General features: G+C 43.4%; 20 protein-coding genes and 3 pseudogenes. 18 read left to right on the top strand and 5 right to left on the bottom strand.

The annotated features are described in order from the left end of the window. From ACRQQK_RS12620 to ACRQQK_RS12600, 5 genes are read left to right on the top strand one after another with little or no spacing between them, the layout of a single operon-like run. Nucleotides 1-684 (top strand): TenA family transcriptional regulator, encoded by a 684-nt coding sequence (locus tag ACRQQK_RS12620; protein WP_457511893.1) that lies wholly within the window; start codon nucleotides 1-3, stop codon nucleotides 682-684. Nucleotides 685-693: 9 nt separating this feature from the next. Continuing rightward, nucleotides 694-1,503: an SDR family oxidoreductase gene (locus ACRQQK_RS12615; protein WP_457511891.1), complete on the top strand. Its 810-nt coding sequence runs from the start codon at nucleotides 694-696 to the stop codon at nucleotides 1,501-1,503. Between the two features lie 14 nt (nucleotides 1,504-1,517). After that, entirely contained in the window at nucleotides 1,518-2,153 is a 636-nt protein-coding gene (locus tag ACRQQK_RS12610; protein ID WP_457511889.1) for a tetratricopeptide repeat protein, read from the top strand. A gap of 2 nt (nucleotides 2,154-2,155) precedes the next feature. After that, nucleotides 2,156-2,812 (top strand): response regulator, encoded by a 657-nt coding sequence (locus ACRQQK_RS12605; RefSeq protein ID WP_457511887.1) that lies wholly within the window; start codon nucleotides 2,156-2,158, stop codon nucleotides 2,810-2,812. After that, nucleotides 2,802-4,217 (top strand): ATP-binding protein, encoded by a 1,416-nt coding sequence (locus tag ACRQQK_RS12600; RefSeq protein ID WP_457511885.1) that lies wholly within the window; start codon nucleotides 2,802-2,804, stop codon nucleotides 4,215-4,217. Before ACRQQK_RS12605 ends, ACRQQK_RS12600 begins: the two co-directional genes overlap by 11 nt. Nucleotides 4,218-4,246: 29 nt before the next feature. Here ACRQQK_RS12600 and ACRQQK_RS12595 read toward each other — a convergent pair. Next, nucleotides 4,247-5,833 (bottom strand): annotated as a pseudogene (locus ACRQQK_RS12595) (AMP-binding protein); the annotation flags it as partial. A 647-nt stretch (nucleotides 5,834-6,480) separates the two neighbouring features. Here ACRQQK_RS12595 and ectA point away from each other — a divergent pair. The 4 genes from ectA to ACRQQK_RS12575 all read left to right on the top strand — a co-directional run bounded on the left by ectA (nucleotide 6,481) and on the right by ACRQQK_RS12575 (nucleotide 10,274). Then, the gene (ectA, locus tag ACRQQK_RS12590; RefSeq protein WP_042479932.1) at nucleotides 6,481-7,032 is read left to right on the top strand and encodes a diaminobutyrate acetyltransferase; all 552 of its coding nucleotides are present in this window, start codon (nucleotides 6,481-6,483) and stop codon (nucleotides 7,030-7,032) included. Nucleotides 7,033-7,090: 58 nt separating this feature from the next. Next, a complete protein-coding gene (gene ectB, locus ACRQQK_RS12585; RefSeq protein ID WP_457511883.1) occupies nucleotides 7,091-8,356 on the top strand; it encodes a diaminobutyrate--2-oxoglutarate transaminase in 1,266 nt (421 codons plus the stop codon). 9 nt (nucleotides 8,357-8,365) lie between these two features. After that, the gene (locus tag ACRQQK_RS12580) at nucleotides 8,366-8,752 is read left to right on the top strand and encodes an ectoine synthase (RefSeq protein ID WP_457511881.1); all 387 of its coding nucleotides are present in this window, start codon (nucleotides 8,366-8,368) and stop codon (nucleotides 8,750-8,752) included. A 97-nt stretch (nucleotides 8,753-8,849) separates the two neighbouring features. Continuing rightward, nucleotides 8,850-10,274, top strand: coding sequence for an aspartate kinase (locus ACRQQK_RS12575; protein WP_457511879.1), 1,425 nt, complete (start codon nucleotides 8,850-8,852; stop codon nucleotides 10,272-10,274). A 103-nt stretch (nucleotides 10,275-10,377) separates the two neighbouring features. Here ACRQQK_RS12575 and gloA2 read toward each other — a convergent pair whose 3' ends face one another. Both gloA2 and ACRQQK_RS12565 read right to left on the bottom strand, forming a co-directional pair. Then, a complete protein-coding gene (gene gloA2, locus ACRQQK_RS12570) occupies nucleotides 10,378-10,764 on the bottom strand; it encodes an SMU1112c/YaeR family gloxylase I-like metalloprotein (protein ID WP_457511877.1) in 387 nt (128 codons plus the stop codon). Between the two features lie 17 nt (nucleotides 10,765-10,781). Beyond that, on the bottom strand, nucleotides 10,782-11,705 hold the full coding sequence (locus tag ACRQQK_RS12565; RefSeq protein ID WP_042479730.1) for a LysR family transcriptional regulator: 924 nt from the start codon (nucleotides 11,703-11,705) through the stop codon (nucleotides 10,782-10,784). 144 nt (nucleotides 11,706-11,849) lie between these two features. Between ACRQQK_RS12565 and ACRQQK_RS12560 the strand changes: the two genes are divergently transcribed. After that, complete coding sequence (locus ACRQQK_RS12560; protein ID WP_457511875.1) at nucleotides 11,850-14,729, top strand: HD domain-containing phosphohydrolase; 2,880 nt, start codon at nucleotides 11,850-11,852, stop codon at nucleotides 14,727-14,729. Nucleotides 14,730-14,761: 32 nt separating this feature from the next. Here ACRQQK_RS12560 and ACRQQK_RS12555 read toward each other — a convergent pair whose 3' ends face one another. Continuing rightward, a complete protein-coding gene (locus ACRQQK_RS12555) occupies nucleotides 14,762-16,513 on the bottom strand; it encodes a sigma-54-dependent Fis family transcriptional regulator (protein ID WP_457511873.1) in 1,752 nt (583 codons plus the stop codon). 249 nt (nucleotides 16,514-16,762) lie between these two features. Here ACRQQK_RS12555 and exaC point away from each other — a divergent pair, with 249 nt between their 5' ends. The 3 genes from exaC to tdh all read left to right on the top strand — a co-directional run bounded on the left by exaC (nucleotide 16,763) and on the right by tdh (nucleotide 20,830). Further along, nucleotides 16,763-18,283: an acetaldehyde dehydrogenase ExaC gene (gene exaC / locus ACRQQK_RS12550; protein ID WP_457511871.1), complete on the top strand. Its 1,521-nt coding sequence runs from the start codon at nucleotides 16,763-16,765 to the stop codon at nucleotides 18,281-18,283. Between the two features lie 275 nt (nucleotides 18,284-18,558). Continuing rightward, entirely contained in the window at nucleotides 18,559-19,752 is a 1,194-nt protein-coding gene (locus ACRQQK_RS12545) for a glycine C-acetyltransferase (protein ID WP_457511869.1), read from the top strand. 46 nt (nucleotides 19,753-19,798) lie between these two features. After that, the gene (tdh, locus tag ACRQQK_RS12540; protein WP_102953367.1) at nucleotides 19,799-20,830 is read left to right on the top strand and encodes an L-threonine 3-dehydrogenase; all 1,032 of its coding nucleotides are present in this window, start codon (nucleotides 19,799-19,801) and stop codon (nucleotides 20,828-20,830) included. A gap of 461 nt (nucleotides 20,831-21,291) precedes the next feature. On the opposite strand, the gene ACRQQK_RS12535 is transcribed toward tdh, so the two are convergent. After that, the gene (locus ACRQQK_RS12535; RefSeq protein ID WP_457511867.1) at nucleotides 21,292-22,191 is read right to left on the bottom strand and encodes a LysR family transcriptional regulator; all 900 of its coding nucleotides are present in this window, start codon (nucleotides 22,189-22,191) and stop codon (nucleotides 21,292-21,294) included. Between the two features lie 124 nt (nucleotides 22,192-22,315). Here ACRQQK_RS12535 and ACRQQK_RS12530 point away from each other — a divergent pair, with 124 nt between their 5' ends. The 5 genes and pseudogenes from ACRQQK_RS12530 (at nucleotide 22,316) to ACRQQK_RS12510 (ending at nucleotide 25,780) form a co-directional block, all read left to right on the top strand. Next, nucleotides 22,316-22,861, top strand: coding sequence for a carboxymuconolactone decarboxylase family protein (locus tag ACRQQK_RS12530; RefSeq protein WP_457511865.1), 546 nt, complete (start codon nucleotides 22,316-22,318; stop codon nucleotides 22,859-22,861). A 340-nt stretch (nucleotides 22,862-23,201) separates the two neighbouring features. After that, nucleotides 23,202-23,663, top strand: a complete 462-nt coding sequence (locus ACRQQK_RS12525; protein ID WP_457511863.1) for a carboxymuconolactone decarboxylase family protein — start codon at nucleotides 23,202-23,204, stop codon at nucleotides 23,661-23,663. Between the two features lie 114 nt (nucleotides 23,664-23,777). Further along, nucleotides 23,778-24,515, top strand: a complete 738-nt coding sequence (locus ACRQQK_RS12520; RefSeq protein WP_457511861.1) for a helix-turn-helix domain-containing protein — start codon at nucleotides 23,778-23,780, stop codon at nucleotides 24,513-24,515. Nucleotides 24,516-24,636: 121 nt separating this feature from the next. Next, nucleotides 24,637-24,762: pseudogene (locus ACRQQK_RS12515) on the top strand (type II toxin-antitoxin system mRNA interferase toxin, RelE/StbE family); the annotation flags it as partial. Nucleotides 24,763-25,066: 304 nt separating this feature from the next. Next, a pseudogene (locus ACRQQK_RS12510) lies at nucleotides 25,067-25,780 on the top strand (GntR family transcriptional regulator). The last annotated feature ends 6 nt before the right edge of the window (nucleotides 25,781-25,786 follow it).

Below are 25,786 nucleotides of genomic sequence, written 5' to 3'. Positions count from 1 at the left end.
ATGACTGCATTTTTTGAAACCCTGAAAAAAGAAACCCAAGTGGCTCAACAACAGATGTTACAAGCACCGATATTCGCCGCCTGCGCCCGTGGTGAAATTGAACTAGATACTTACGTGAACTTTCTTACTCAGGCATTTCACCATGTAAAACACACCGTGCCTCTATTGATGGCCTGTGGTGGGCGCTTACCTGAAAAGTACGAGTGGTTACGTCAGGCGATCGGTGAATATATCGAAGAAGAAAAAGGCCATCACGAATGGATCTTAAATGACATCAATGCATGTGGTGCGGATGCCGACGCAGTGCGAGCAAACTCGGGCAATGGTCGAGTGGGTTCTGCGATTGAGCTGATGGTGGCGTATCTGTATCACCAAATCGACCGTGGCAATCCTATTGCTTTCTTCGGCATGGTGTGGGTATTGGAAGGCACCAGTGTGGGTGTCGGTGGTCAAGTCGCAGCTTTAGTCAAACAGACCCTAAACCTGCCAGACAACGCAATGAGCTACTTGACTTCACACAGCGTACTGGACCAAGAGCACATCCAATTGTTTGAGGGTTTGATGAATCAAATTACCGATGAGAAAGATCAAGCGGCGATTATTGATTCCGCGAACATGGTTTTCCAGCTATACGGTCAAATGCTGCAAGAGCTGACTCCAACAGCAATGCAAAATGCGGCTTAAGGAACAGTTATGGAACTGCAAGACAAACGTGTATTACTAACCGGTGCTTCTGGCGGCATTGGCAAAGAGATCGCAAAAGCGCTCGAAGCAAAAGGAGCAAAACTGCTTCTGGTTGCGCGTAATGGCAATAAGCTTGAAGCGCTGAAAAACAGCTTAGAGTTTCCACACCATCACGAGATCTTGGCGGCAGACCTGTCTACAGATGAAGGCCTCGAAAAGGTGAAACAAACTTGTTTGAACCTATCGCAAAAAGGGCAACGTATTGATGTGCTGATTAACAATGCAGGTAGTAATCAGTTCAGCTTTCTTGCACAGAGAAGCTGCCCATCGATTGAGTTAGAGATGCGTTTGAACTTGCTGGTACCGATGTTGTTAAGTCAATCTGCGCTCTCTTGGATTAGCTGTCCGGGCATTATTCTGAATGTTGGCTCAACGTTTGGCTCAATTGGTTTTCCCGGTTACACCACCTATTGTGCGGCAAAATCGGGTTTGCAGCGCTTTAGTGAAGCGCTGGACAGAGAATTAGACGGTTCAGGCATTCGTACGTTGTATCTTGCGCCACGAGCAACGGATACCACGTTAAACGACCGCTTTGTGAATCAAATGAACCAACAGCTTGGTAATAAAAGTGATTCACCAGAAGTGGTTGCTGCGCATGTGGTCGATATTCTGGAAAAAGAGCAAGCTGCGCGTTGGATCGGCTGGCCAGAAAAACTTTTTGCTCGTATTAATCAGATCCTTCCTGGCGTTGTGTCTAAGTCTATTCGCAAACAACAAGACACCATTCATCACTTTATTAACCAAGTCCATAGCAAGTAATTGAGGGACGAATTATGAAATATTTAATATCAGCTTTAGCTGCTACTATTTGTTTTGGCGCTGCAACATCAGCCTTTGCTGCGGGAGCAGATCCGTTAATCACTATTCAAAAAAAATGGGCAGTCTGTCAGTACGAGTCCAAAGATTCGGATAATCAGGTTTACTGTTTGGAAAACTTAATCAAGCGCAACGAAGAAGCATTGAAACAAGACCCAAACCGCCAAGAGTTAAAAGTGTGGTTGGCAATCAACAAGTCGTCACTTGCGGGTGCTGATGGTGGTTTAGGTGCACTTTCGTTAGTGAAAGAAGCCAAAGCGCTTTTAGAACAAGTTATTGATAAAGCGCCAGAAACGTTAAATGGTTCAGCGTTTACCAGCTTAGGTTCGCTATACTACAAAGTACCGGGGTGGCCTATCGGATTCGGTGATGATGAAATGGCTGAAAAAATGCTCCGTAAAGCATTAGAAATCAACCCTGATGGCATCGATCCAAACTATTTTTACGCGGACTTTTTAGCACAAGATGGACGCAAAAAAGAAGCCATCCCGTATCTAACCAAAGCACAGAAAGCGCCGCCTCGTGCTGATCGTCCTTTAGCCGATCATGGGCGTCAGCAAGAAATAACAAAATTATTAGGAGAACTTCAATAACCATGCGGTTACTTTTAGTTGAAGATGACGCATTACTCGGGCAATCCATGGTGACTTCACTCAGTCGCCATGGATATACTGTGGATTGGGTAGACAGAGGCGGTGGTGTTGAAGTCGCTATGAAAACGGAGCAATTCGCTGCCGTTATTTTGGATCTTACCTTGCCAGATATCGATGGTCTGGTTGTTTTGCGAAACCTGCGCCGAGCTGGCTATACCTTACCTGTGTTAATTCTTACCGCCCGTGATGATATTGAAGACAGAGTAAAAGGCTTAGATGGCGGAGCTGATGATTACTTAGTGAAACCATTTGCCCTTGAAGAGTTGATGGCGCGGCTGCGGGTGCTCATTCGTCGTCAATCAGGATATTGTGATGAACGCATCGTTGTTGGACAGCTTTCTCTCTCTTTAGCTGAACAAGCCGTTGATTATGATGGAAATAGGCTAAAGTTAACCAATAATGAATTTAAATTGCTCACCGCATTAATGACTCATGCGGGGAGAGTGCTCAGTAAAGACCAGCTACAACAGTCGTTGCACGGTTGGGATGAAGGGGCTAGTGACAATGCCATTGAAGTGCATATTCACAATTTGCGTAAAAAAGTTCCAAATAACCTGATTAAGAATATCCGTGGCGTGGGGTACATCATTGAAAAATAATGTAGAAGCAACTTTTTCTATAAAAAAGCGATTAACGATATCAGTGATCGCGCTTTCATCTGTGTTAATTCTGATTTGTTTGTATTTCAGCTTCTCTTATTCCAAACATGAAATTGAAGAGGTATACGATGCCCGCCTTGGTCAGTCAGCCAAGATGTTGCTTCTGAGTATGCCGATTTCCGAACAGCCTATGCAGTCAGGCCATACACGTGAATTATTTGATAACTGGATGAAACGCATTGAGCGACAAGCTAAAGGTGATGATAACCCTACTCCATTTGGCCATCCTTACGAGCAACATATTTTAGTTCAATTTTATATCGCAGATGAGCTCATTTGGAGCTCGATTCCGGAAATAGATAATCTCAACCATGACCCTAAATACGCAGGGTTTGGTTATATGAATATTGAGAACGAATCTTGGCGATTTTTCCAGCTGCCATTGCCTAAGGCGATGAACATTAAGCATGAGTACATCTTTGTTGCTGAGAAAGAGTCGATTCGTGATGAAATGATGTATGAACTGGCGTTGTCTGCTGCGCTGCCGCAATTTGTTTTAATTCCGAGTCTGGCACTGCTGATGGTGCTTTTGATTGATAAACATTTTAAGCCAATCACTGAACTTAAGCGGGCGATTGCTCAACGCAGTGCGAATAAGCTAGACAGCATATATGTCGCAAACCCAACGCAGGAACTGTCCCCTTTAGTTGCCGCTCTCAACACTTTATTGAGCGAATTGGATCAAGCTTGGCAAAGGGAAAAACGCTTTACCCGCATGGCCGCACATGAGTTGAAAACGCCACTGACCATACTGCGTCTGAACGCAGAAAACGCTTTAATGAGTCAAAACGAACAACAACTAAAGTCAGATTTAAACAATATTCTGCAAGGAATCGACAGAACTGACCGCATGATTCAGCAGCTGTTGACTCTAGCTAAAGTGGAAAGTATCCATGAAATGAAGTTCTTGGTTACCGATCTCTCTAAGCTTTGTCAGTCAGTTATCGCAGAACGTGTACCGCTTGCTCTTAAGCGTCAACAGGACGTGTCGTTTGAAGGTGACGAAATTCAAATATTAGGTGATGAAGCGTTACTGAGAATGCTGCTAACGAACCTGCTCGATAACGCAATGCGCTATTCGGGGGAGGGGTCTCAGATCAACATCAGATTGGAAGACAAAGAAGAGTCTGTGAACGTCTACGTCAGTGATTCAGGAAAAAATATCTCTGTCGAAACGCGAGAAAAAATGTTCGATAACTTTTATCGGGCCAACACAGAAAAAGGCGATGGAGCAGGACTTGGTATGTCGATTACTCGAGATATCGCCAGATTGCATGGAGGAAGCGTTGAGTTGCTTCCACGTGCTGACAGCCGTAATACGTTTTTGGTTGTACTTCCTAAATAGTGTTCGTGATGTTGCGGCCGTTAAGATTTACGGCCGTAGCATCGCATACCGCAATGGCTGGTCACTTCTGCTTGGCGGCCCTGATGCCAAGCGCCATCTTCACTGTCCCAAAATGCAAGGTGATACTGTTCGCCATCATCATGCCAGAATCCGATCGGTTGATTGGGAAAACTATTTCTGCAAATTAATTCGCCTTCAGCAAGAGAGATAGTTTCTCCACTTTGGTCAATAACATCAATATCTAACCCCAAAGCCGCACCTTGGCATTCTCCGTTGTAGACTGGTGAGATAGGGTTGCCAATCACAAAGCTGCCAAGAATATCTGAGTCTGCGGACATGACTGACAGGTGCAAATCGGGTTTAACTTGATCGTATATATAATCAAATTGTTTGGCTTCGAGCATTTGCCCAGTTGAGCAGAGTGTTTTGAGAGAAGTTAAAGCGTAAAAATTGCCGGGTGAAAACTCTTTTTGCTCAAGAGTCCGTAAATAATCTGCCGGAGTCGCAAACAGAGTCACTTCTGCCTCCTGAATAAACTCCCATAATGCACTCGCTTGAGGGTAAAGCGGATAGCCATCATAAATAACTAAGGTCGCCCCGCTTGCCAGTGCAGAGATATGCCAGTTCCACATCATCGAGTCACATTCTGTGTTGATCAGAACACGATCATCGGGCTGTATATCGCACTGTAGCTGATGTTCTTTTAAGTGATTGAGTACGGTTCCCCCGACACTGTGAGCGGTGCATCTCGGTGGAGCATTATCTCTTTCTGAAAACAGCACAAACAGAGGGTCGTTAAAACCAATACGTTCGTAAGTTAAACCGCGAGGAAGGTAGCTGGAAAGCAGTGATTGCCAATCAGAAAACGTATCATTGAAATTCACGCTGTATTCACGTTGCTGTAAATATTCGATCTGGCAGGTATTTTCTATTCTTTCAATCGCTTGAACAATTTTAGAATTGCTTTCTTCCATCAGATGATTATTGCCGTTAAAGCTATAACCATTACAGCAGAACAATATTTTGGGTTGAATTTGCTCAAAGCGAGCGATGGTGTCATCAATATCATCTGAAGGGGAAGTTGATGCCCAGATAGCTCCTAAGCTGGTGGTCGCCAGCATCGCCACAACGGTTTCAGGCATATGAGGTAAGCAAGCCGCAACCACATCACCTTTTGTCACCCCATTCTGTGTCAGCCATTGTTGAACAATCGAAACCTGGTCACTGAGCTGCTGCCATGTCAGTTTTTTGCTTTGTCCGCTCTCATTTTTAAACCAGATAGCAACACCTTCTGGTTTCTGGAAAGCATAGGAAAGTAGGTTCTCTGCGTAATTGAGTTGCGCTTGAGGAAACCAAATCGTATCACGAGCAGGAATAAATTTTTGCCAACGAGCAATGCCTTCACCGTAAATACAGTTTCCGCAGAATCCAATCACATCACAGAACTGCCAGATCTCCAGCCAGAACTTCTTCTTATCCGCTACTGACCACTGGTGTAGCTGTTGATAGGTTTCAACCGCTTCACCCTGCATATTAATGTGTTGAATAAACTGTTGAAGATTCGATGTTTGAACTCGCTCTTCACTGGGTATCCACAATGGGGTTTCGTTAGACATAACTCTCTCAGCTATTCAATTTGCTCTGAATAGAGTTTTGACGCAGATCTAGACAAAGTCAAACAACAGCTCACTGATATTTAAGTAAAAAACGAACAATAGACTTGGATAGTTTGACTTGTGTTGGCAAAGGCATGAAGTTGTTGACAGATTGCAGTACGAGACAGGTAAAAAAAGAGCCAACCGTAATTACTACGATTGGCTGATATAACATGTGAACAAAATATATTCACTAACAACGTCAGTTGGCTAGGTGACCCTCGGCTTAATAAGGGTCACCTAATATAAAGCATATAGCATGCCAACTTGTTTAGTATGATTTTTGGTTATTAATTAACCTAAATGTGCGTTTTATGAAAGTTTTTTGAAATGCTTTTGCATAATGCAAATGCATAATGCAAAAGTTTAGTCAATTTGCTAGTGATAATCTTAGTATTAAAACAGTATTTCATTAAATCCTCTTTGTTTTGATTATAGTTAGAATACTAATTAATATTTTTGCGCCTTGAGTGTTTGGTTGATCTTAATAATTACTTTAAAAACAATAATTTATTGTTCAATCTTCATTTCCTCTTAATATTTGTGGTTGAAATAATCTTTAGTCCTGTTAGTTTATAAAAGGAATTTGTTTAGAGTTCTAAATGATTATGTGGCGAACAATGATTACAGCAGCACCTTGGGTCGCATACCCAGAAATTATGCAAAATCTTCAGGAAGATTGGGTTTTTCGAGTACCCACCGCAAGTGATGGCGCAAAAATACATGAGCTTATATCTCAGTGTGCGCCACTTGATGAAAACTCAGCTTATTGCAACTTTCTGCAATCAACGCACTTCCAAAGTACTTGCGTTGTCGCTGAGTGTGACGGTGAGATCGTTGGTTTCGTTTCAGCCTATCGCAAGCCGGATAACCCTAGTGAGTTATTCATTTGGCAAGTCGCTGTACATGAAAGTGCACGCGGTAAAGGTCTTGCTTTCCATATGCTGAAAGAAATTCTGACTAGGGATGATCTACAAGACATCCAAGTGTTGGAAACCACGATTACTAAAGACAACCTCGGGTCATGGAGCCTGTTTAAGAAATTGGACAGAGTGCATGGAGAGCGTGGTGAAGTATCCACTTTTCTCGATGAAACCCGTCATTTTGAAGGTAAACACGATACGGAATATTTGTATCGAATTCCTCTAAAGCAGCAGTAGCAAAGGCTATCACTGTTATTCATTCAAGAATCAATAAAGAAGGTTAAAACGCTACGTTATGGATATCTTTAAGAAAAAAGAATCAAACGTTCAATCTTACGCAAAAAATTTCCCCGTTGTTTTCTCTACTGCTAAAGGCAGTTGGCTCTACACCAAAGATGGTGACGCTTACCTTGATTTCTTAGCGGGTGCTGGTTCACTGAACTATGGGCACAACAACGCTATTTTTAAGCTTGCACTGCTTGAGTACATCGACAGAGATGGCATTACACATGGTCTGGACATGCACTCAGAAGCGAAAGCTGAATTTTTAAGTGCATTGCAAACTTATATTTTTGAGCCTCGCTCTTTGAACTACAAAGTGCAGTTTACAGGCCCTACAGGTACCAATGCCGTAGAAGCGGCAATGAAGCTTGCGCGCAAAGTGACGGGTCGTAGCAATATTATTGCGTTCACAAATGGCTTCCACGGTTGTTCGTATGGCGCGCTTGCCGCAACAGGTAATCAGCACCATCGTGGTGGCGCTGGCATGGGGCTGTCGGGTGTGACTCGTCTACCTTATGAAGGTTATGCGGATATCGATGGCTTGGCCTTGTTCGAAACCATGTTGTGTGACAACTCTTCTGGTTTAGATAAACCTGCTGCTGTTCTGGTTGAAACGGTTCAGGGTGAAGGTGGCTTGAACGCTGCGTCAAATGAGTGGTTACAACGTTTAGCGAAGATTTGTAAATCACACGACGTACTGTTGATTGTGGATGACATTCAAGCGGGCTGTGGCCGTACAGGCACGTTCTTTAGTTTTGAGCCTGCGGGTATCCAGCCAGACATTGTTACTTTATCGAAATCCATCGGTGGTTACGGTTTACCTATGGCGGTTGTGCTGTTTAAACCAGAACTCGACCAATGGAAACCGGGCGAGCACAACGGCACATTCCGTGGTAATAACCATGCGTTTGTCACCGCTGCAAAAGCGTTAGAAACCTACTGGGCAGATGATGAATTTTCACAGCACATTCAGCAACGTGCTGAGCAGGTAACGCTAGCCATTCAAAAAGCGCTTCGTATGTATCCGACAATGTTTACCCGTTTGAAAGGTCGCGGTCTGATGCAGGGTATTGAGTGTCAGAGCGGTGAGATTTCAGACAAGATTGCCCGCGAATGTTTCCGCCAAGGTATGGTGATTGAAACCGCAGGTCCTGATGACGAAGTGGTGAAATTCTTCTGTCCTCTAACAATTAGTGAGTCTGAGCTGGAGCAAGGTTTATCTATTTTCGCTCAAGCAGTGGAAAACATTGCATCTCAATACATTAAAAAAGCGTCATAAGGAATCGTCATGATTGTAAGAACACTAGATGAATGTCGTCAAAGTGAACGTCGAGTCGTTGCAGAAACTTGGGAAAGTGTACGCATGCTGCTGAAAGATGATCAGATGGGCTTTTCGTTTCACATCACCAACATTTACAAGGGCACTGAAACGCATATTCACTACAAGAATCACCTTGAATCTGTTTACTGCATGTCGGGTGAAGGTGAAATTGAAGTTGTCGGTGGTAAAACCTATCCGATCAAGCCAGGTACCTTATACATTCTCGATAAGCATGATGAACACTTCTTACGTGCTTACGAAGGCGCAGATATGGTGATGGCATGTGTGTTTAATCCGCCGTTAACTGGTGCAGAAACCCATGACAAAGACGGTGTTTACCCGATTGTTGAATAATTCAAAATTCAATGCACCTATTCTCCTTCCTCATTGCAGGAAGGAGACAACTCCAATATAAGAAGTGACTTTTAACCCAACGAGAAGAGGAGACATCATGTATTACACCGTAGAGAAAATCGGTGGTACTTCTATGTCTGCGTTTGACGCAGTTCTTGATAATATTCTGCTAAAACCGAGCAATCCATACGGTCGAGTATTTGTTGTATCGGCTTATTCAGGGATGACTGATGCTTTACTAGAGTGCAAACGCACAGGTAAGTCAGGTATCTATAAAATGATCGCCAAACGAGACGACGCTTGGCGCGAGGCAATATACGAACTTGAGCAACGTATGTTGATGATCAATGAGAACTTGTTCGCCGATCCTATGAGTCGATTGCGCGCAGATAAGTTCATCCGCTCTCGAATTTCTGAAGCAGTAAACTGCATCAATAATATTTTGGAAACCTGCCAGTATGGCCAGTTTTCTTTGCGTCATTATTTGCCACAGGTAAGAGAGTTTCTTTCCTCGATTGGTGAGGCGCACAGTGCTTATAACACGGCGTTAAAGCTCAAAACATTAGGTGTGAATGCGCGTTTTGTGGATTTATCGGGTTGGAGCAATGGTGCTCAGGGATCGCTTGATGAGGTTATCCAGAAAGCGTTTGAAGATATCGATGTAGAAACTGAGCTACCGATTGTGACTGGTTATGCCTACTGTGACGAAGGCTTAATGAAAACTTATGATCGCGGTTATAGCGAAATGACCTTTAGTCGTATTGCTGCGCTGACTAATGCAGATCAAGCGATCATTCATAAAGAGTATCACTTAAGTTCAGCAGACCCTCGTGTAGTAGGTCCAGACAAAGTGCGCCCGATGGGACTGACCAACTTCGATGTTGCTGACCAGTTAGCTAACTTGGGAATGGAAGCTATCCACCCAAACGCTGCAGCGGGTCTTCGTAAGCAAGGTATTGAGCTGCGTGTTAAAAATACTTTCGAACCGGAACACGGTGGCACTTTGATTTCTAATGATCATCAGCCTGAAGATAACAAGGTTGAGATCATTGCGGGTCGAAATAAAGTCTTTGCTCTGCACATGTTTGATCAAAGCATGGTCGGCAATGTGGATAACGTAAGTTATGAGCTAATGGAAATCATCGCTGAAGCCAAAGTGCATTTGGTTGGAAAGGAGATGAATGCCAACTCAATGACCTATTTCCTCAGCGGCAGTTCTGAGAACCTCAACGAGGTACTTTATAAGGCTGAAAAACGTTATCCGAACGCATCGATTTCTGGAAAAATGGTGGCACTGATCTCTGCAATTGGTGCATCAATCAATACCAATGCAGCATTGAGTTTAGGTATGCAGGCATTAGATAAAGCCGACGTGACACCTATGGCAGCGTATTCATCTATGCGTAACGTTAACGTACAATTCGTGGTCGAAGACAATGACTACAACAGCGCTATTTGTGCCTTGCACCAGAAGTTAATTGCTCAGAAGGAAGAGTCAAAACCTTCGGTAAAAGCGGCCTAACGTGTTTATATAACTAACTTGTTTAGGTAAAAAGACGTGCCAATTAAAAAAGGCGTTGAGTGGTCACACTTAACGCTTTTTTTAACATTTGTCACAGGTGCTGTTATTCGCTTTGGCAAAGTTCCAGTGGCAGGCCGTCAGGGTCAGCGAAGAAGGTATACTGCTTGTCCGTAAACTCATCCACTCTTATCGGTTCAACTTCAACGCCTTGCTGTTCAAGTCTCTTCTTGGCGGCAGATACATCATCGACACAGAAGGCAAGATGACGTAAGCCTTGCGCCTCAGGATAACTTGGTCTTTTCGGCGCGTTAGGAAATGAGAACAACTCGATTTGCGAACCATCTGGCAATGCTAAATCTAGCTTGTAAGAATCGCGCGCTTCCCGGTAATTTTCAGCGACAATCGTTAGCCCCAATACATCCACATAGAACGCTTTTGATCGGGGATAGTCAGAGCAAATAATCGCAGCGTGATGAATTCGTTTTAACATGATTTCCTCGTAACGTTTCAGCGGTTGAGCTTTGGACGCAGATGTTCAAGTGCGTAATCAATAAAGACTCTCAATCGAGCTGGCATGTATTTGGTTTGAGCATACTGCATAGCAATCGCACCATGGTAGTTACTCTTAATCGTCCACTCTTGTAGCAGTTGTACCACTTCTCCGTTGGCAATCGCATCTTGAACCACAAAGTCATGGAATATTCCGATACCCAAACCATTTTTTGCGCCATTCAAACGGATCTGCGATTGGTTAACCGCGAAACGACCCGTTACCGCTACGGTGTGAAACTCATCGTCTTTGAGAAAACTCCAAATATGGTCATGCTCGGTTTCTGCAAGGTAGAGACAATCGTGCTGCGAAAGATCCGTAGGATGCTTAGGTACGCCTCTCTGCTTGAGGTAATCGGGGCTGGCACATAGTACCAAGTTGGTTTTCGCGAGTTCTTTGAGCACCAAGTTTTCATCTGGTTTATCGGTCAGTTTGAATGCCACATCGACATTGTGTTTGAACAGGTCTATTTCACCATCCGCGGCGCGAAGTCTGAGTTTGATCTCTGGATACTGTTTCAGAAACGGCACAACCAGTGGTTGCAACACTGAGTTGAGGAACGCCTCTGGCGCGGCAACGGTGAGAGTGCCTGCTGCCTCAGTATGATCCGAGCTTGAAAGCTCTACCGCTTGTTGAGCAGCATTCATCATCACCAGACACTGGTCATAAATTTTTTGACCTGCCTGAGTAATGATCAGTTTTCGTGTGGTGCGTTCAAACAGCTTCACCGACAAGGCTTGTTCTAAACGAGTAATAAGTTTACTTAACGCGGACGGCGTAACGCCTAACTTGTGAGCCGCGGCTGTAAAACTGCCTTCATTTACAATTAAGATAAATGTCGCTAAATCAGGAAGTAAGGTAATAAGCTTTGGGTTTAGCATGGTGTTTAGGCGTTCAATGATCGTACAAGTGCAGTGGTGACGGGAACTGTACCACAAGAATCAAAAGATCTGTTCGGCTAATTCTAACTTATGAGAAGTAGAAATCGTCTATCTTTACAAAATGTTGTGCTAGGGAAAGCTGGAATGAAGAAAACTGAAAAGCGGTGGTATTCGAGATTTGTAATGCCACTACACATCCATTTGTCTGTGATGTTTGTAACAGTGGTGGCGGGCTCGTGTTTACTGCAAATTTGGGCCTCATCTAAAAGTATCGACAACATTATTTTTGAAGCCAATCAAACCCTGTTCGAACAAATAGCTACCACAACGAAAGGCGATTTCGAAAAGGTTTTCCAGCCAGCGATGGATGCTATCAGTACCTTAGAGCTTACGCCTCTTAATGATCCAAATCGTGAAGATGACCGAATCCCCTATCTGGCAATTTTGCAAAAATTGTTACATACCCAGCCCGGCGTCAATGCTTATTTCGTTGGCTATAACAACGGGGATGTATTGGCTGCGTTCAAAAACACCCAGTCGAGTTGGATGACAGACATTCCAGTGCCTAAAAATGCGGAGTTGTTTGGTGTGATGTCTTCCTATGAAAAAGGTTATGCGACACTGTTCTTTTTTAGTGTTGACGGTAATGTCATTGGTTCGCAGGTTATCTCCAATAACGGCTTAGATGCTCGTGAGGAAACGTGGTTCCAAGCAGCGAAAAACAATGAAATGAGCTTGGCGAGGCCAAAGTTCTTTAAAGTTCAACAGCAAATTGGCGTGACGGTACAAAAGAAATCTGAAACAGGAACGGTTATTGCGGCAGAGATACTGCTGTCCAGCGTTTCAAATGTGCTGGCTGGCAGTGCAGAAGATCACCCATCGACAAGATTATTGTTTGAAAAAAATCAACGCTATATCTACGCCTTTAGTGAAGGCAGCAGCCACCGTTTGTCATTAAGTGAGTTAGAGACCATTGACCAGTTACCCTTTCCAAATATCAGGTCGTTTATTCTCGATGAAAGTAATGTCGCGAAAGGATTAAAAACAGAATTGATTGATGGTGATAAGTGGTTTGGCGAGGTGTTTCCTGTTGCGAAAATTGGTGATAAAGATTTCTACTTGCTGTTTGCGATAAAAGAGACAGAACTGTTAGATAAAGCCGCGGCCATAAGACACCATGCGATAGCAACCGCGTTCATTCTTGCATTGCTCGTATTACCGATTGTTTACATCATGGCGCAATTTATTAGCCGTCCTATTCGCTTGGCAACTCAAAATGCTCAAAATATCAGTCACTTCAAGTTTGATGCGCCAAACTATAAACCCAGTCGAATCAGAGAAATTGTTGATCTTAGTAAAGCGTTAAAAGGGATGAACATTACCATTCGCAACTTCTTTGAACTGACCAGAACCATATCGAAACAGAAAGACTCTGTGCGAATTCAGTTGGTGATTAGTGAAGGTTTGGTGAAAGTAACTAAAGCTCAAGGCGCTTTTTTATCGATATGGAATGATAAGGAAGGTTGTTTAGAGGCTCATATTTATTGGGACAGCAAAACTAAAGATAAAAATGATGTATCCCTTACTTATTTGGATAGCAACGAAAAGATCCTAAGCATTTACTCGCAAGTAAACGGTGAAGAGTATTTGATCTATGAGAATTCGCCTGAGTTTGCGAAAAAGCTTCGTCTGCCAGAAGAGATCTGGTGGCTAATGGTGCCGCTTTATAATCGTGAGCAGGAATGCATTGGTTGTTTGAACCTTGCTTATCTGAATGAGCACAAGCAAGCAATATTAGATGAAACGTTGCCACTCACTTTGGTGCTAACAGGCTATACCTCGTTGGCTATCGAAACGAAAAAACACTTGAGAGAGCAAAAAGAGCTTTTGGAAGCGTTCATTCGTGTCATTGCAGGCGCTATTGATACCAAATCTCCTTATACGGGAAATCACTGTCAACGGGTACCTGTACTGACAGAACGTTTAGTCTCGGCAGCGGCTGAATCGAATTTGCAGCCCTTTAAAGATTTTTCGCTCACAGCGAATGATCAGGAAGCGTTGCACATTGCTTCATGGCTGCATGACTGCGGCAAAGTGACAACACCTGAGTATGTGGTGGATAAAGCGACCAAATTGGAAACTATCTATAACCGCATCCATGAAATCAGAACCCGTTTTGAAGTGTTGAAAAGAGACGCACAAATAGAGGCTTATCAGTCGGCATTTGGCACTTTACCGATCGATCAGCAAGCATCGTTAGATGAGAAATGGCGTCAGTTGGATGAAGATTTCACGTTTATTGCACAAATGAATGAGGGTAATGAGTTTCTTAGCGAAGAGCATCAACAGCGTATTCATGCAATTGCTGGTAAAACTTGGCAACGAACCTTGGATTCAAGATTAGGATTAGGGCAGGAAGAAGCGAAACGTTACCGTGATGATGCGAACGATCTGCCTGTTACCGAATCACTTTTGGCGGATAAGCCATCGCATCGTATTCCTTGGGAATCGAGCAAAATTCGAGATGCGCGCTTCCAGTTACAGCCTAAGCAATACAAGAACGATCAGGGTGAGCTTTATAACCTTTGCATTCAACGTGGCACGTTAAACGATGAAGAGCGCTTTATCATCAATGACCATATCATCGAAACCATGATGATGTTGGAGTCGTTGCCTTTCCCAAGCACAATGAAAAACATTCCGCTGATTGCAGGTAGCCACCATGAAAAACTGGATGGTAAAGGTTATCCGCAAGGTATTGATGAAAGTGAAATCCCGCTTGCCGGGAAGGCGATGGCGATTGCCGATATCTTTGAAGCACTGACCAGCTCAGATCGACCTTATAAAAAAGCTAAGACCTTGTCAGAGTCGCTCAAAATTATGAGTTTTATGGTCAAAGACAATCACATTGATGCTGATCTGTTTGCCTTGTTCCTTAACTCGGGTATTTACATGGAATACGCCAAACAGTTTTTAGAACCTGAGCAGATAGATCAAGTCAACGTGGCGGATTATTTGGCATAGTATAATCAGCCATCGATAAAGTTCTTTCGAACTTATTTCAAAATACCGATGGATTTAAGTTTGCGATAAAGAGTGTTACGACTGATGCCAAGCATCTTTGATGTTTGGCTGATGTTGCCCTGATTCGCCTGATAGGTTTTTAGTAGTTTGTCTTCGACAGTGGTTTTTAAATCCACAGCGTCGCCTTCAGATTCAATATCAACAACGTGATTGAGCAAAGATTTGCTGATATGCCCCGGAACATGTTCCAGCCCCAGTTCAGGTTCATCACTGGCCAGTAGACAAGCCACTTTCATCATGTTGTCTAACTCACGAATATTGCCCGGCCAATGGTAGCTAGTGAGAAGCTCCATCAGATTGGGCGATAACGACTGAGCACCGATACGGTAGGTTTTGTGGATGCTCTCAATCAGTGCCGCTTTATCTTGTCGCTCGCGTAAAGCGGGTAAATGTAGAATCAAACCGTTGAGACGGTAATAGAGATCTTGGCGGAAAGAGCCTTCCTCAACCGCTTTCTCTAAGTCTTTGTGGGTAGCTGCAATTATATGAATATCGACCGGATAACTTTGGTTCGAACCGACTGGAATGACGACTTTATCCTGAATCACGTGTAACAAACGAGATTGTGCTTCTAACGGCATATCTGCAATTTCATCCAAAAACAGAATGCCTTTATCGGCTTGACGAATCTTTCCTTGGTAACCCTTGCTGTTAGCTCCCGTAAAAGCGCCGGCCACATAGCCAAACAGTTCAGATTCAATCAGATCTTTTGGTAGTGCCCCACAGTTTACGCTGACCAGAGCTTTGCTTTTCCGTGAGTTTTGCTGGTGGAGAGCTTTTACAAATTCGCCTTTACCTACGCCCGTTTCGCCGAGGATCATTAATGTAATGTCTTTATCAATCAGTTTGTTGGCCTGCTGCCATGCTTGTTCTATGGTGGTGTCGCCAAAATGCAGTTCACAGGAAGCCGCATAGGAATAGTGGGACTGGCGAGGTTTGTCGGTTAACGGATGCTTCTCAAACACAAATGGCTTTGGTCGCTGATTAAACACTTCATCAACCGAGTGCCCAACAACAGAGCTTTGTGCTAATAACTGAGCGGCAATGTGATTGTGCGCCAGAATTTTTCCACCTTCATCTGCAATAACAATACCTTGCCAGCCACTGTTTAGCAGTGAACGTTCGCAAGCAAGGTCTATCCGAGTCGAGCCTTGAGGGATTTCACACAGCAGATGATTTTCAATCAGTTGAACCATGTTCTGCACCAGAACCTGTATTGATAAATCGTGCTTTTGCTGTTCACTGGTGATATCAAGAATACCGAGCAACTCTCCCTGATGAGTGAAAATAGGACATGAAGAACAGCTGATAAAATGGTGCTGCCGAATGTAGTGTTGATTGCCAACAACCGTGACTGGGCGGGCTTCGACAATCGCAGTGCCTATTGCATTTGTCCCTTTGAGTTTTTCCTGCCAGCACGCCCCGGATTCCAGCGCGATTTCGGTTAAACGCTCCTTAAATCTGGGATGTCCCCAAGTGGAAAGAATCACCCCTTCTTTATCGGTTAACACTAAGTGACTGTCACTGTGCCCACACATTTGATTGAAAAGTGGTACAGCATGCCTTTCAACTGCAGAAATTAATGACGTGGCTAACCATTTGCGCTCTTTGAGCTCGTAATTTGGCAAGCGAATATGCTCAGGACGACTTCTTTGCGTAAGTCCTGCTTCTTCACTTCGATGCCAAGATGTTGATAGCCAATCTTTAACTGTTTGAATTTGCATAACTGTTCCATGTTGTGACAGTAGCAGTGTGTCATTTTGGGACACTGGAACAATGGGTGGCAGTACCCAAACCGCGATTCCATCGCCACTTAATGCTTGCGATCATTTTGTTAATCATAGCTTTACAACTTATTAACAACAAGCCGGATAAGTTTGGCTTGTGATTTGCGTTAACACTATCAGCAAGTGTGAATATCAACACTGCAAACCCTAACAATAACGTGAAAGTAAAGTAACAAGGACTGAACTATGATTTATGCGCAACCAGGCACTGAAAATGCGATTTTTGTTTTTAAAAATCAATATGATAACTTTATTGGTGGTGAATGGGTAAAACCGGTTCGAGAAGCCTATTTTGCAAACACATCACCAGTTAACGGCAAAGAGTTCTGCCAAGTCCCGCGTTCTAGCGAAGAGGATATCAACCTCGCACTGGATGCTGCACACAACGTTCGCGCAACGTGGGCAAAAACCAGTGTGACCGAGCGTTCAAACATATTGCTGAAAATCGCAGATCGTATCGAAGAGAACATCGAACAACTGGCTTACGTTGAGTCTTGGGAAAACGGAAAACCGATTCGTGAAACTATGGCTGCTGATATCCCTTTGATGGTTGATCATTTCCGTTATTTTGCTGGTTGTATTCGTGCTCAAGAGGGCAGTGCTGCTGAACTTGATGCTAATACTGCGGCATACCATTTTCCTGAGCCAATTGGTGTAGTAGGGCAGATTATTCCTTGGAACTTCCCAATGCTGATGGCGGCTTGGAAAATTGCGCCAGCAATGGCTGCAGGGTGTTGTGTGGTTCTCAAACCCGCAGAGCAGACGCCAACTTCGATTCTCGTGTTAATGGAAACCATTGGTGACTTGATTCCAGCGGGCGTTGTCAACGTGGTGAACGGCTTTGGTAATGAAGCGGGTCAAGCATTGGCGACTAGCAACCGTATCGCGAAACTGGCATTTACAGGTTCAACCGAAGTGGGTAACCATATTCTGAAATGTGCCGCAGATAACTTGATTCCTTCTACCGTTGAGCTTGGCGGCAAGTCACCAAACATCTACTTTGCTGATATTTTCGATCATGAAGATGCGTATTTAGAAAAATGTGTTGAAGGGACGTTATTGGGCTTCTTCAATCAAGGTGAAGTGTGTACTTGTCCTTCTCGTGTTTTAGTTCATGAATCTATCTATGATCGCTTTGTGGCGAAACTGAGTGAGCGTGCAAAAACTATTAAACAAGGCAACCCGTTAGATACAGATACGCAAGTGGGCGCGCAAGCTTCGCAAGAGCAGTTCGACAAGATCTTGAGCTATTTGGAAATTGGTCGTCAGGAAGGGGCGCAAGTGGTTTTCGGTGGCGATGTAGCAAGCCAGAATGGAGACATCAGTAACGGTTACTACATTCAGCCGACCATGCTGGCGGGTAATAACAAAATGCGAGTCTTCCAGGAAGAAATCTTCGGGCCAGTTATCGCAATCACAACCTTCAAAGATGAAGCTGAAGCGTTAGCTATCGCAAACGACACCGAATACGGCTTAGGTGCTGGTGTGTGGACTCGTGATGCCAACCTTGCATACCGCATGGGACGTAACATTGAAGCGGGTCGCGTATGGATTAACTGTTATCACGCTTATCCTGCGCACGCAGCGTTCGGTGGTTACAAGAAATCAGGCATTGGTCGTGAGACACATAAAATGATGCTGAACCATTATCAAAACACCAAGAACCTATTGGTGAGCTACGATATCAATCCATTAGGCTTCTTCTAAAAAATAAAACAACGTCAGTTGAAGCGCCCTTCGGGGCGCTTTTTTTATGGGTATCAATCAAGGTGGGTTTAATCGTTTTTATTTGTGCCTCATTTTCACGAATGCTTTTCCGCAAAGTAGGATAATCGCTTTTCAACGAGTGGATTACACTTAGGGGATAAATTGTAGCGAGTAACGTTTGGGAAAACGTGCACATTTTTGTCGCTACTAGCAGTGATTTTTACAGTGTAAATAACTCCTTATTTATGCTCCGAAAAACGAAGAAGGAAAATGCAATGTCGACTGCTTTTTACCAGCAAATTCGTGACCAGCTTGATGAAGTAAAAGCTGAAGGTCTCTATAAATCAGAACGTACTATTACCTCTCAGCAGAGCGCTTCTGTACACATTTCTACTGGCGAAGATGTTTTAAACTTCTGCGCGAACAACTACCTTGGTCTTGCTAACCATCCTGCACTGATTGAAGCGGCGAAAGAGGGTATGGACTCCCACGGTTTTGGTATGGCTTCAGTACGCTTTATCTGTGGTACTCAAGATTCGCACAAAGCTTTGGAAGAGAAACTATCTACATTCCTAGGTAAAGAAGACACCATTCTTTACACCTCATGTTTCGATGCAAATGCAGGTCTGTTTGAAACTCTGCTTGATAAAGAAGATGCGATCATTTCTGACGCACTGAACCACGCTTCTATCATTGACGGTGTACGTCTATGTAAAGCAATGCGCTTCCGTTACTCGAATAACAACATGCAAGAGCTTGAAGAGCAGCTTATCGAAGCAGATAAAGCCGGTGCTCGTCATAAGCTTATTGTTACCGACGGTGTGTTCTCAATGGATGGCGTAGTCGCTAACTTGCCAGCGATTTGTGACCTTGCAGATAAATACAATGCACTAGTAATGGTTGATGATTCTCATGCTGTTGGCTTTATGGGAGAAAACGGCCGTGGTACTCATGAATACCACAACGTTATCGACCGTATCGATATCATCACTGGTACGCTAGGCAAAGCAATGGGCGGCGCTTCAGGCGGTTACACCTCTGGTAAGAAAGAAGTGATTGACTGGTTACGTCAGCGTTCTCGTCCGTACCTATTCTCTAACTCTGTTGCTCCTGCAATCGTTTCCGCATCTCTACGTGTTCTAGATCTGCTTGCTGAAAGCGGTGAACTGCGTGACCGTCTATGGGACAACGCAGCGCATTTCCGCGCACGTATGACGGAAGCTGGCTTCACCATGGCTGGCGCTGACCACGCAATTATCCCAATTATGTTGGGTGACGCGAAAGTTGCGGCTGAGTTTGCTGAGCGTTCTCTGGCAAAAGGTATTTACGTTGTTGGTTTCTCATTCCCAGTAGTACCAAAAGGCCAAGCACGTATTCGTACACAGATGTCAGCAGCGCATACTCGTGAGCAATTAGACAAAGCTATCGACGCGTTTATCGAAGTCGGTAAAGAGATGAATATAATCTAAGGATTATTGTTTCCTCCAATCTCGGAGGATTCATTTGGTGAGCATTATGAAAATTAAAGCACTAGCTAAGCTTAAGCCTGAAGAAGGCATTTGGATGACCGAGGTGGAAAAACCTGAGGTTGGCCACAACGATATTCTGATCAAAATTAAGAAAACTGCAATTTGTGGTACGGATGTTCATATCTACAATTGGGATGAGTGGTCGCAAAAAACAATTCCAGTACCAATGGTTGTCGGCCACGAATACGTGGGTGAAGTTGTTGCCATTGGTCAGGAAGTTCGCGGCTTTGAAATTGGAGATCGCGTCTCAGGTGAAGGCCACATTACTTGTGGTCACTGTCGTAACTGTCGTGGCGGCCGTACTCACTTATGCCGTAACACCATTGGTGTGGGTGTAAACCGTACGGGTTCTTTCTCTGAATACCTTGCGCTCCCTGCGTTTAACGCATTTAAGATCCCAGATGGTATTTCTGATGATTTAGCATCAATCTTCGACCCGTTTGGTAATGCAGTACACACAGCATTGTCTTTTGACCTAGTGGGTGAAGATGTTCTGATCACAGGTGCTGGCCCAATCGGTATTATGGCGGCGGCAGTAGCAAAACATGTAGGTGCACGCCACGTTGTTATTACTGACGTAAACGAATACCGCTTAGATCTTGCACGTAAGATGGGTGTGACTCGCGCAGTTAACGTTGCTGAGCAGAAACTAGAAGATGTCATGGCTGAACTGGGCATGACTGAAGGTTTCGATGTAGGTCTCGAAATGTCTGGTGTACCAAGTGCATTCAGCTCAATGCTGGACACTATGAATCACGGTGGCCGCATTGCTCTGCTAGGTATTCCGCCATCAGATATGGCGATTGACTGGACCAAAGTCATTTTCAAAGGTCTAGTCATCAAAGGGATCTATGGCCGTGAAATGTTCGAAACTTGGTACAAGATGGCAAGCCTAATCCAATCTGGTCTAGATTTGTCACCAATCATCACTCACCACTACAAGGTTGATGATTTCCAAAAAGGCTTTGACGCTATGCGTAGCGGGGCTTCCGGTAAAGTTATCCTTGATTGGGAATAACCCATTCAAATAAGAAAAGCGCTCCGATTGGGGCGCTTTTTGTTTGCAATCAATCCAACTCTAAAACTGAAAAGTGGGCGACTGATAGATGTGGAGCACCTAACAGCCACCGTCCCATACGCCCGTAATGGGGTAGCTTTCAGCCCACTGCTCTCGTTAAGTACGAGAAGCGCTGAAAATTCTAGTTATTCATCAGAAGTCAAACTAAGACAAATACCGAACATATTAAAAAATCTGAAAAAGCGCACAAATAATTGTTTTTGTGTGCTTTTGCTTAAATCTATGAAAAGTGGACGACTGATAGATGTGGAGCATCTAACAGTTACCGTCCCACACCCAAGGTCATATAAGACCATTGCGCTTTTACAGAGATGTAGTGGCAATTCTCAAAAAGAAATTATCGCTTTCAGGAATACAAAGACCTGAATCGCCACTGATTTCTTAGATACCTTTTTGCTAGGTTAACCCTGTTTTAAAGACTCGCTTAATCGCATTTTTGCCAGTTCAATAAATGAACTCACTTTTGCATTCGATTGACGTTTTTCCAAATACAAAATGTTGACTGGCAGAGGAGATGGTTCAAACTCCTGAAGTACTCGAATTAACGAACCGTTCTTCAGTTGCTCTCCAACTTGATAGGACATTAAACGTGTAATTCCTAGTCCATTTTCTACTGTAGTTAGGGCTGTTCCATTTTGCGAACAGTATAAACGTGGCGCTACCTTTGTATTTTCTTCCCTTCCCGCCGAATTAAAAATCCAAGTTGTAGATGCTTCCACCATTGATGCTTGAACTATTTCATGGTTTTTTAAATCTGAAGGGTGTTTGGGCTCACCATGTTTTTCAAGGTATGACGGGGAAGCGCAGACAACTTTTTGCACGAGCCCAACTTGGGTTGCAAATGAGCTAGAATCTCTGAGTTTTCCTATTCTAATGGCAACGTCCAATCCCTCTTCAAGTAGATTACTATTGCGATCAAAAAACTCTGCACGTACGGTCACTAAGCTGTTTTTCTGCAAATACTCAGTCAGTATTGGAGTGATATGTACTTGTCCGAATAACACTGGCGCAGTAATAGACAATACTCCACTTGGTTCACGATATTTACCTGCAGCAGAGGATATAGCTGAGTCTACATCTTCTAAAATCCGTTTAGCATCTTCAAAGAAACGCACTCCAGAATCTGTAAGGCGAACAATTCGGGTTGTACGGTGCAGTAAACGTACGCCTAACGTAGTTTCAAGATGGTTAATAGAACGAGTAACTGCCGGAGGAGAAATGTTAAGAGTTCGACTGGCTGCCACAAAACTACTTTCTCTGGCAACTTCCACGAATATTCGCATTGCTTCTAGTTTATCCATATGGTCAGGCCTTTTCTCTATTGTTGCAAATAATGTAATAGACAATTAATTCTTGGTCTAATTATTTCCTTGCGACCAAGTAGTAAGATTATTTCGACAATTTGAAAGCAAATAGGAGCTGAACATGTCACGTATTACTACCCCTGTATCAATTGCTGCCGCACCTGAGGCGTCACACGCATTATTGGATGCAGTAAACACCTTGTTGGGCAGTGTTCCAAACCTTTTCCGTATCGTAGCGACTAGTCCAGAGACACTGGAGGGTTATCTAGGATTAAACGGTTCGCTTGCTAAAGGTTCGCTAACAGCACAAACTCGTGAACGCATTGCGTTAGCTGTTGCTGAAGTTAATGGGTGTGGCTATTGTCTCGCCGCGCATCAATACCTTGGTTCTAACTTAGCGAATCTAAGTGCAAATGAAATTGAAGCAAACCGCAGAGGCACGTCCGAAGACGAAAAAGCAGCTGTCGCAGTTCAGTTTGCGACAAAAGTGGCTACCAATCGAGGCAAGGTTACAGATGGTGACTTTAAGGCTGTTCGAGCCGCTGGTTACAGTGATGCTGAAATCGTCGAAATTGTTGGTCATGTTGCTTTGAATACTTTAACCAACTACATAAATGAAGTCCTTGGTACGGAGATCGATTTCCCTGCTGTTGGTACTTTGAGCTAAAAGTACACTTCTGATAGGTATCAGTGCGTATAAAGTTTTTAGTTCAGCGGTCATTTTTCAAATGGCCGCTTTTACCTCTTTAGTTGGATCATTTGCGGCTGAAGATGTCAGCATGGGGGCCATTTTTTGTGTGGCAATTGTGGACTAAGCCTCCCTCTATGAAAGGTTTATCGCCGTCCAATACTTCCCTCATCTCCAACATATGATTTTGAGTCTGCTTGCCTCGGGGGGTTAGGAAACATCTCATCCGATCATCTACCAGTTCCAAGCACATGTCGAAAATCTTCAATCTTTTGCTGAGTGCGTTTTTTATTATGTGAAAAAACAAGGGAGAATGACCATGCAAAAGCGACTCAACTACATTGACATAGCACCGAAGGCCATAAACATTCTGTATTCTCAGGAAACTTACTTCCATGAGCAATTTAACCAATCAGACACAATGAACATGACCATATGGGAACTGGTTAAGTTGCGTGTTTCGCAAATCAATCAGTGTGCATTTTGTATAGATATGCATAGCAAAGATGCTCTTAAGCTGGGTGAAAAACCTGAACGTATATGGGGGCTCAGTGCGTGGAAAGATATGCCGCTCTATAGCGATGCAGAACGGATTGCACTGGGTTGGGCTGAACTGCTGACAACGAGTATGCCAGTAGATGATGATGCTTATGAGCTTACCTTGAATACGTTTGGAGAAACAGCTATGGTCAATCTGACAATTGCGGTCAATGCCATCAACAGTTGGAACAGAATAGTGAAGGCATTTAAGCCACAGGTCGGAGTGTACCAGCCTAAATAATTTCAACTCAGGCTGTTTTCATCCGTACGCCACTGCTTGCACCTCAACTTAAGCTTATGAAAGTGAATCTATGCAACTTTCTTATTTAAGTTGAGGTTAAGAAGGATTATCCGTTTGAATTTAGAATTAGAAATTTTCAAACCCAAGGGGATATTAGCTGGCTATGTTCAGGCAATCTGGTCGGTTTCTGTAGAGCCTGACACAGCGCAAACCGTGCGTAAGCAATTACTCAGCGACGCTGGCACAGGAGTGGTGTTCATTCTGCGAGATGAAGTGCAGATGGACAGTGAGTGGCAGGTGCAGGGTGTTTTGCTACTGCCAGTCAGCACAATGGCGCATCAGGTTAGTCTTCCTCCGGGCACAGTGATGGCCGGTGTACGCTTTCATCCAGCTGTTGGATATCACTTGTTTGGTAAACGCTTGGAGCAGCCATTGCGGATTGAAGACGACCATCCTCTGGCTTCTTCGACACTGCCAACATTTGCATCTCTGCAAGCAGCGCATTCAAAGTCGGCGAGAATTTCTGTGCTATATCGCTGGGTCCAGGCACTAATTGCAGAATCTGATCCTCAGGATGTCGGTCACATGATTGACCGGTCTCAGGGGGGGATGAGTCAACGCCAGAGAGAACGTAATTTTCAAAAATGGTTAGGGATTACGCCTAAACATTACCAACGTATTAAACGAGTGAAACAGACTTTAGAGCAGCTTCGAGCGAAGCCCGATGTGGCTTTGTCTGATCTGGCGTTGGAGCAGGGTTTTGCCGATCAAGCCCACATGACTAGAGAATGTAAGCAGATTGCGCGAACGACGCCAAAACAGTATGTACGAAAGAGAAAGTGTAAACATTAACTGAACAAGTAACCCCAGCCTTTGACATATTTGATTCAGGAAAGTCTGTATTCATTGACCCTGAATCTGTAAGAAGTTAGATGGTTGAGCGTAAAGAGAAAATTCGTAATCGAGGTAGAGTATGAGCTTATGGGAAGAGAAATCTTTTAATGACCGTGAGAAAATCTTCGCATTACTTTGTGACTTTAATCCACATGCCGCAGAAAAAACTGATGAAATCATCGAAGCAAAAAAATCCAATGTTATGATTCCAAGCCGCCCCATTTAGCCCTAAAAAAAGCCCCAATTTAGCCCCAACTTCCTTTTAGTGCATTCCCAGATAACAAAAAAACGCCCCAAAGATGTCCTTAGTCTAGGTAGCCAAGTGATCATTTCTTATATCTCTATAAGCTTTAGAAACCCTTTGCTACAAAAAAAGCAGCATCGTTTCTATGTATTAGTCTCAGCAAAAATTCTGGTTTCGCATATTTCATTTGAAAAAGCTGCATCAAACATATAAGTTTCTTATACTAATGTTATAATTCAAAGCGTTATTAAATAAGGGTTAGCACTTGAAAAAGAACGATGAATTGACTCAAGATCTCATCAGTAAAATTTGCCAAGGCATTATCACTGATAAGTTATTATCTGAGCGTGAATTATCCGAGAAATATAAAGTTTCTAGGTTTAGTGTTCGGAAATCCCTTGCTAAATTAGAAGCTATTGGTGTGGTGAAATCAAAAGCTGGTTCTGGTTATTTTGTTAACACTTCCATCATCGGTTCATCATTAATATATAACTCTATAACTGAAAATAAATTCTTTGACATCTCTTATAAAAAAATTAAGCTCAATAAGAGCCTTCCTACACCACATGAGATGCAAGTGTTTTCTATTAATGATAATGAATATATTTGGAATATAAAAAGACTTAGACTGATAAACGATAAAGTCATCCAAATAGAAACGATGAAGCTTCCTACTAACATGTTTCCTAAAATGGATGAAAAAATCATAGAAAACTCATTTCAAAAACATGTTATTTCATTAGGGCTGAATATTGATAGTTACTTAACGACATATAGAGCTATTAATTTATCAAAATAAGATTCTGAATTATTCGGATGTAAGCGTTCTAGCGCTGCAATGAACATTACGAATCGTGGTTTTCTTGATTCAGGAGAAGTCTTCGTTGTCAGTGATATTATCGACATCGATTATCAATGTACTTACCACACTCAATTTAACTCAGAAAGCCTTAAATACAGAGATAAAAATGGTCGCTAATAAGCG

This window comes from Vibrio sp. C8 (assembly GCF_054051265.1).
The sequence above is the reverse complement of the archived record's forward strand: the minus strand, read 5'-3'. Positions and strand labels throughout refer to the sequence as shown.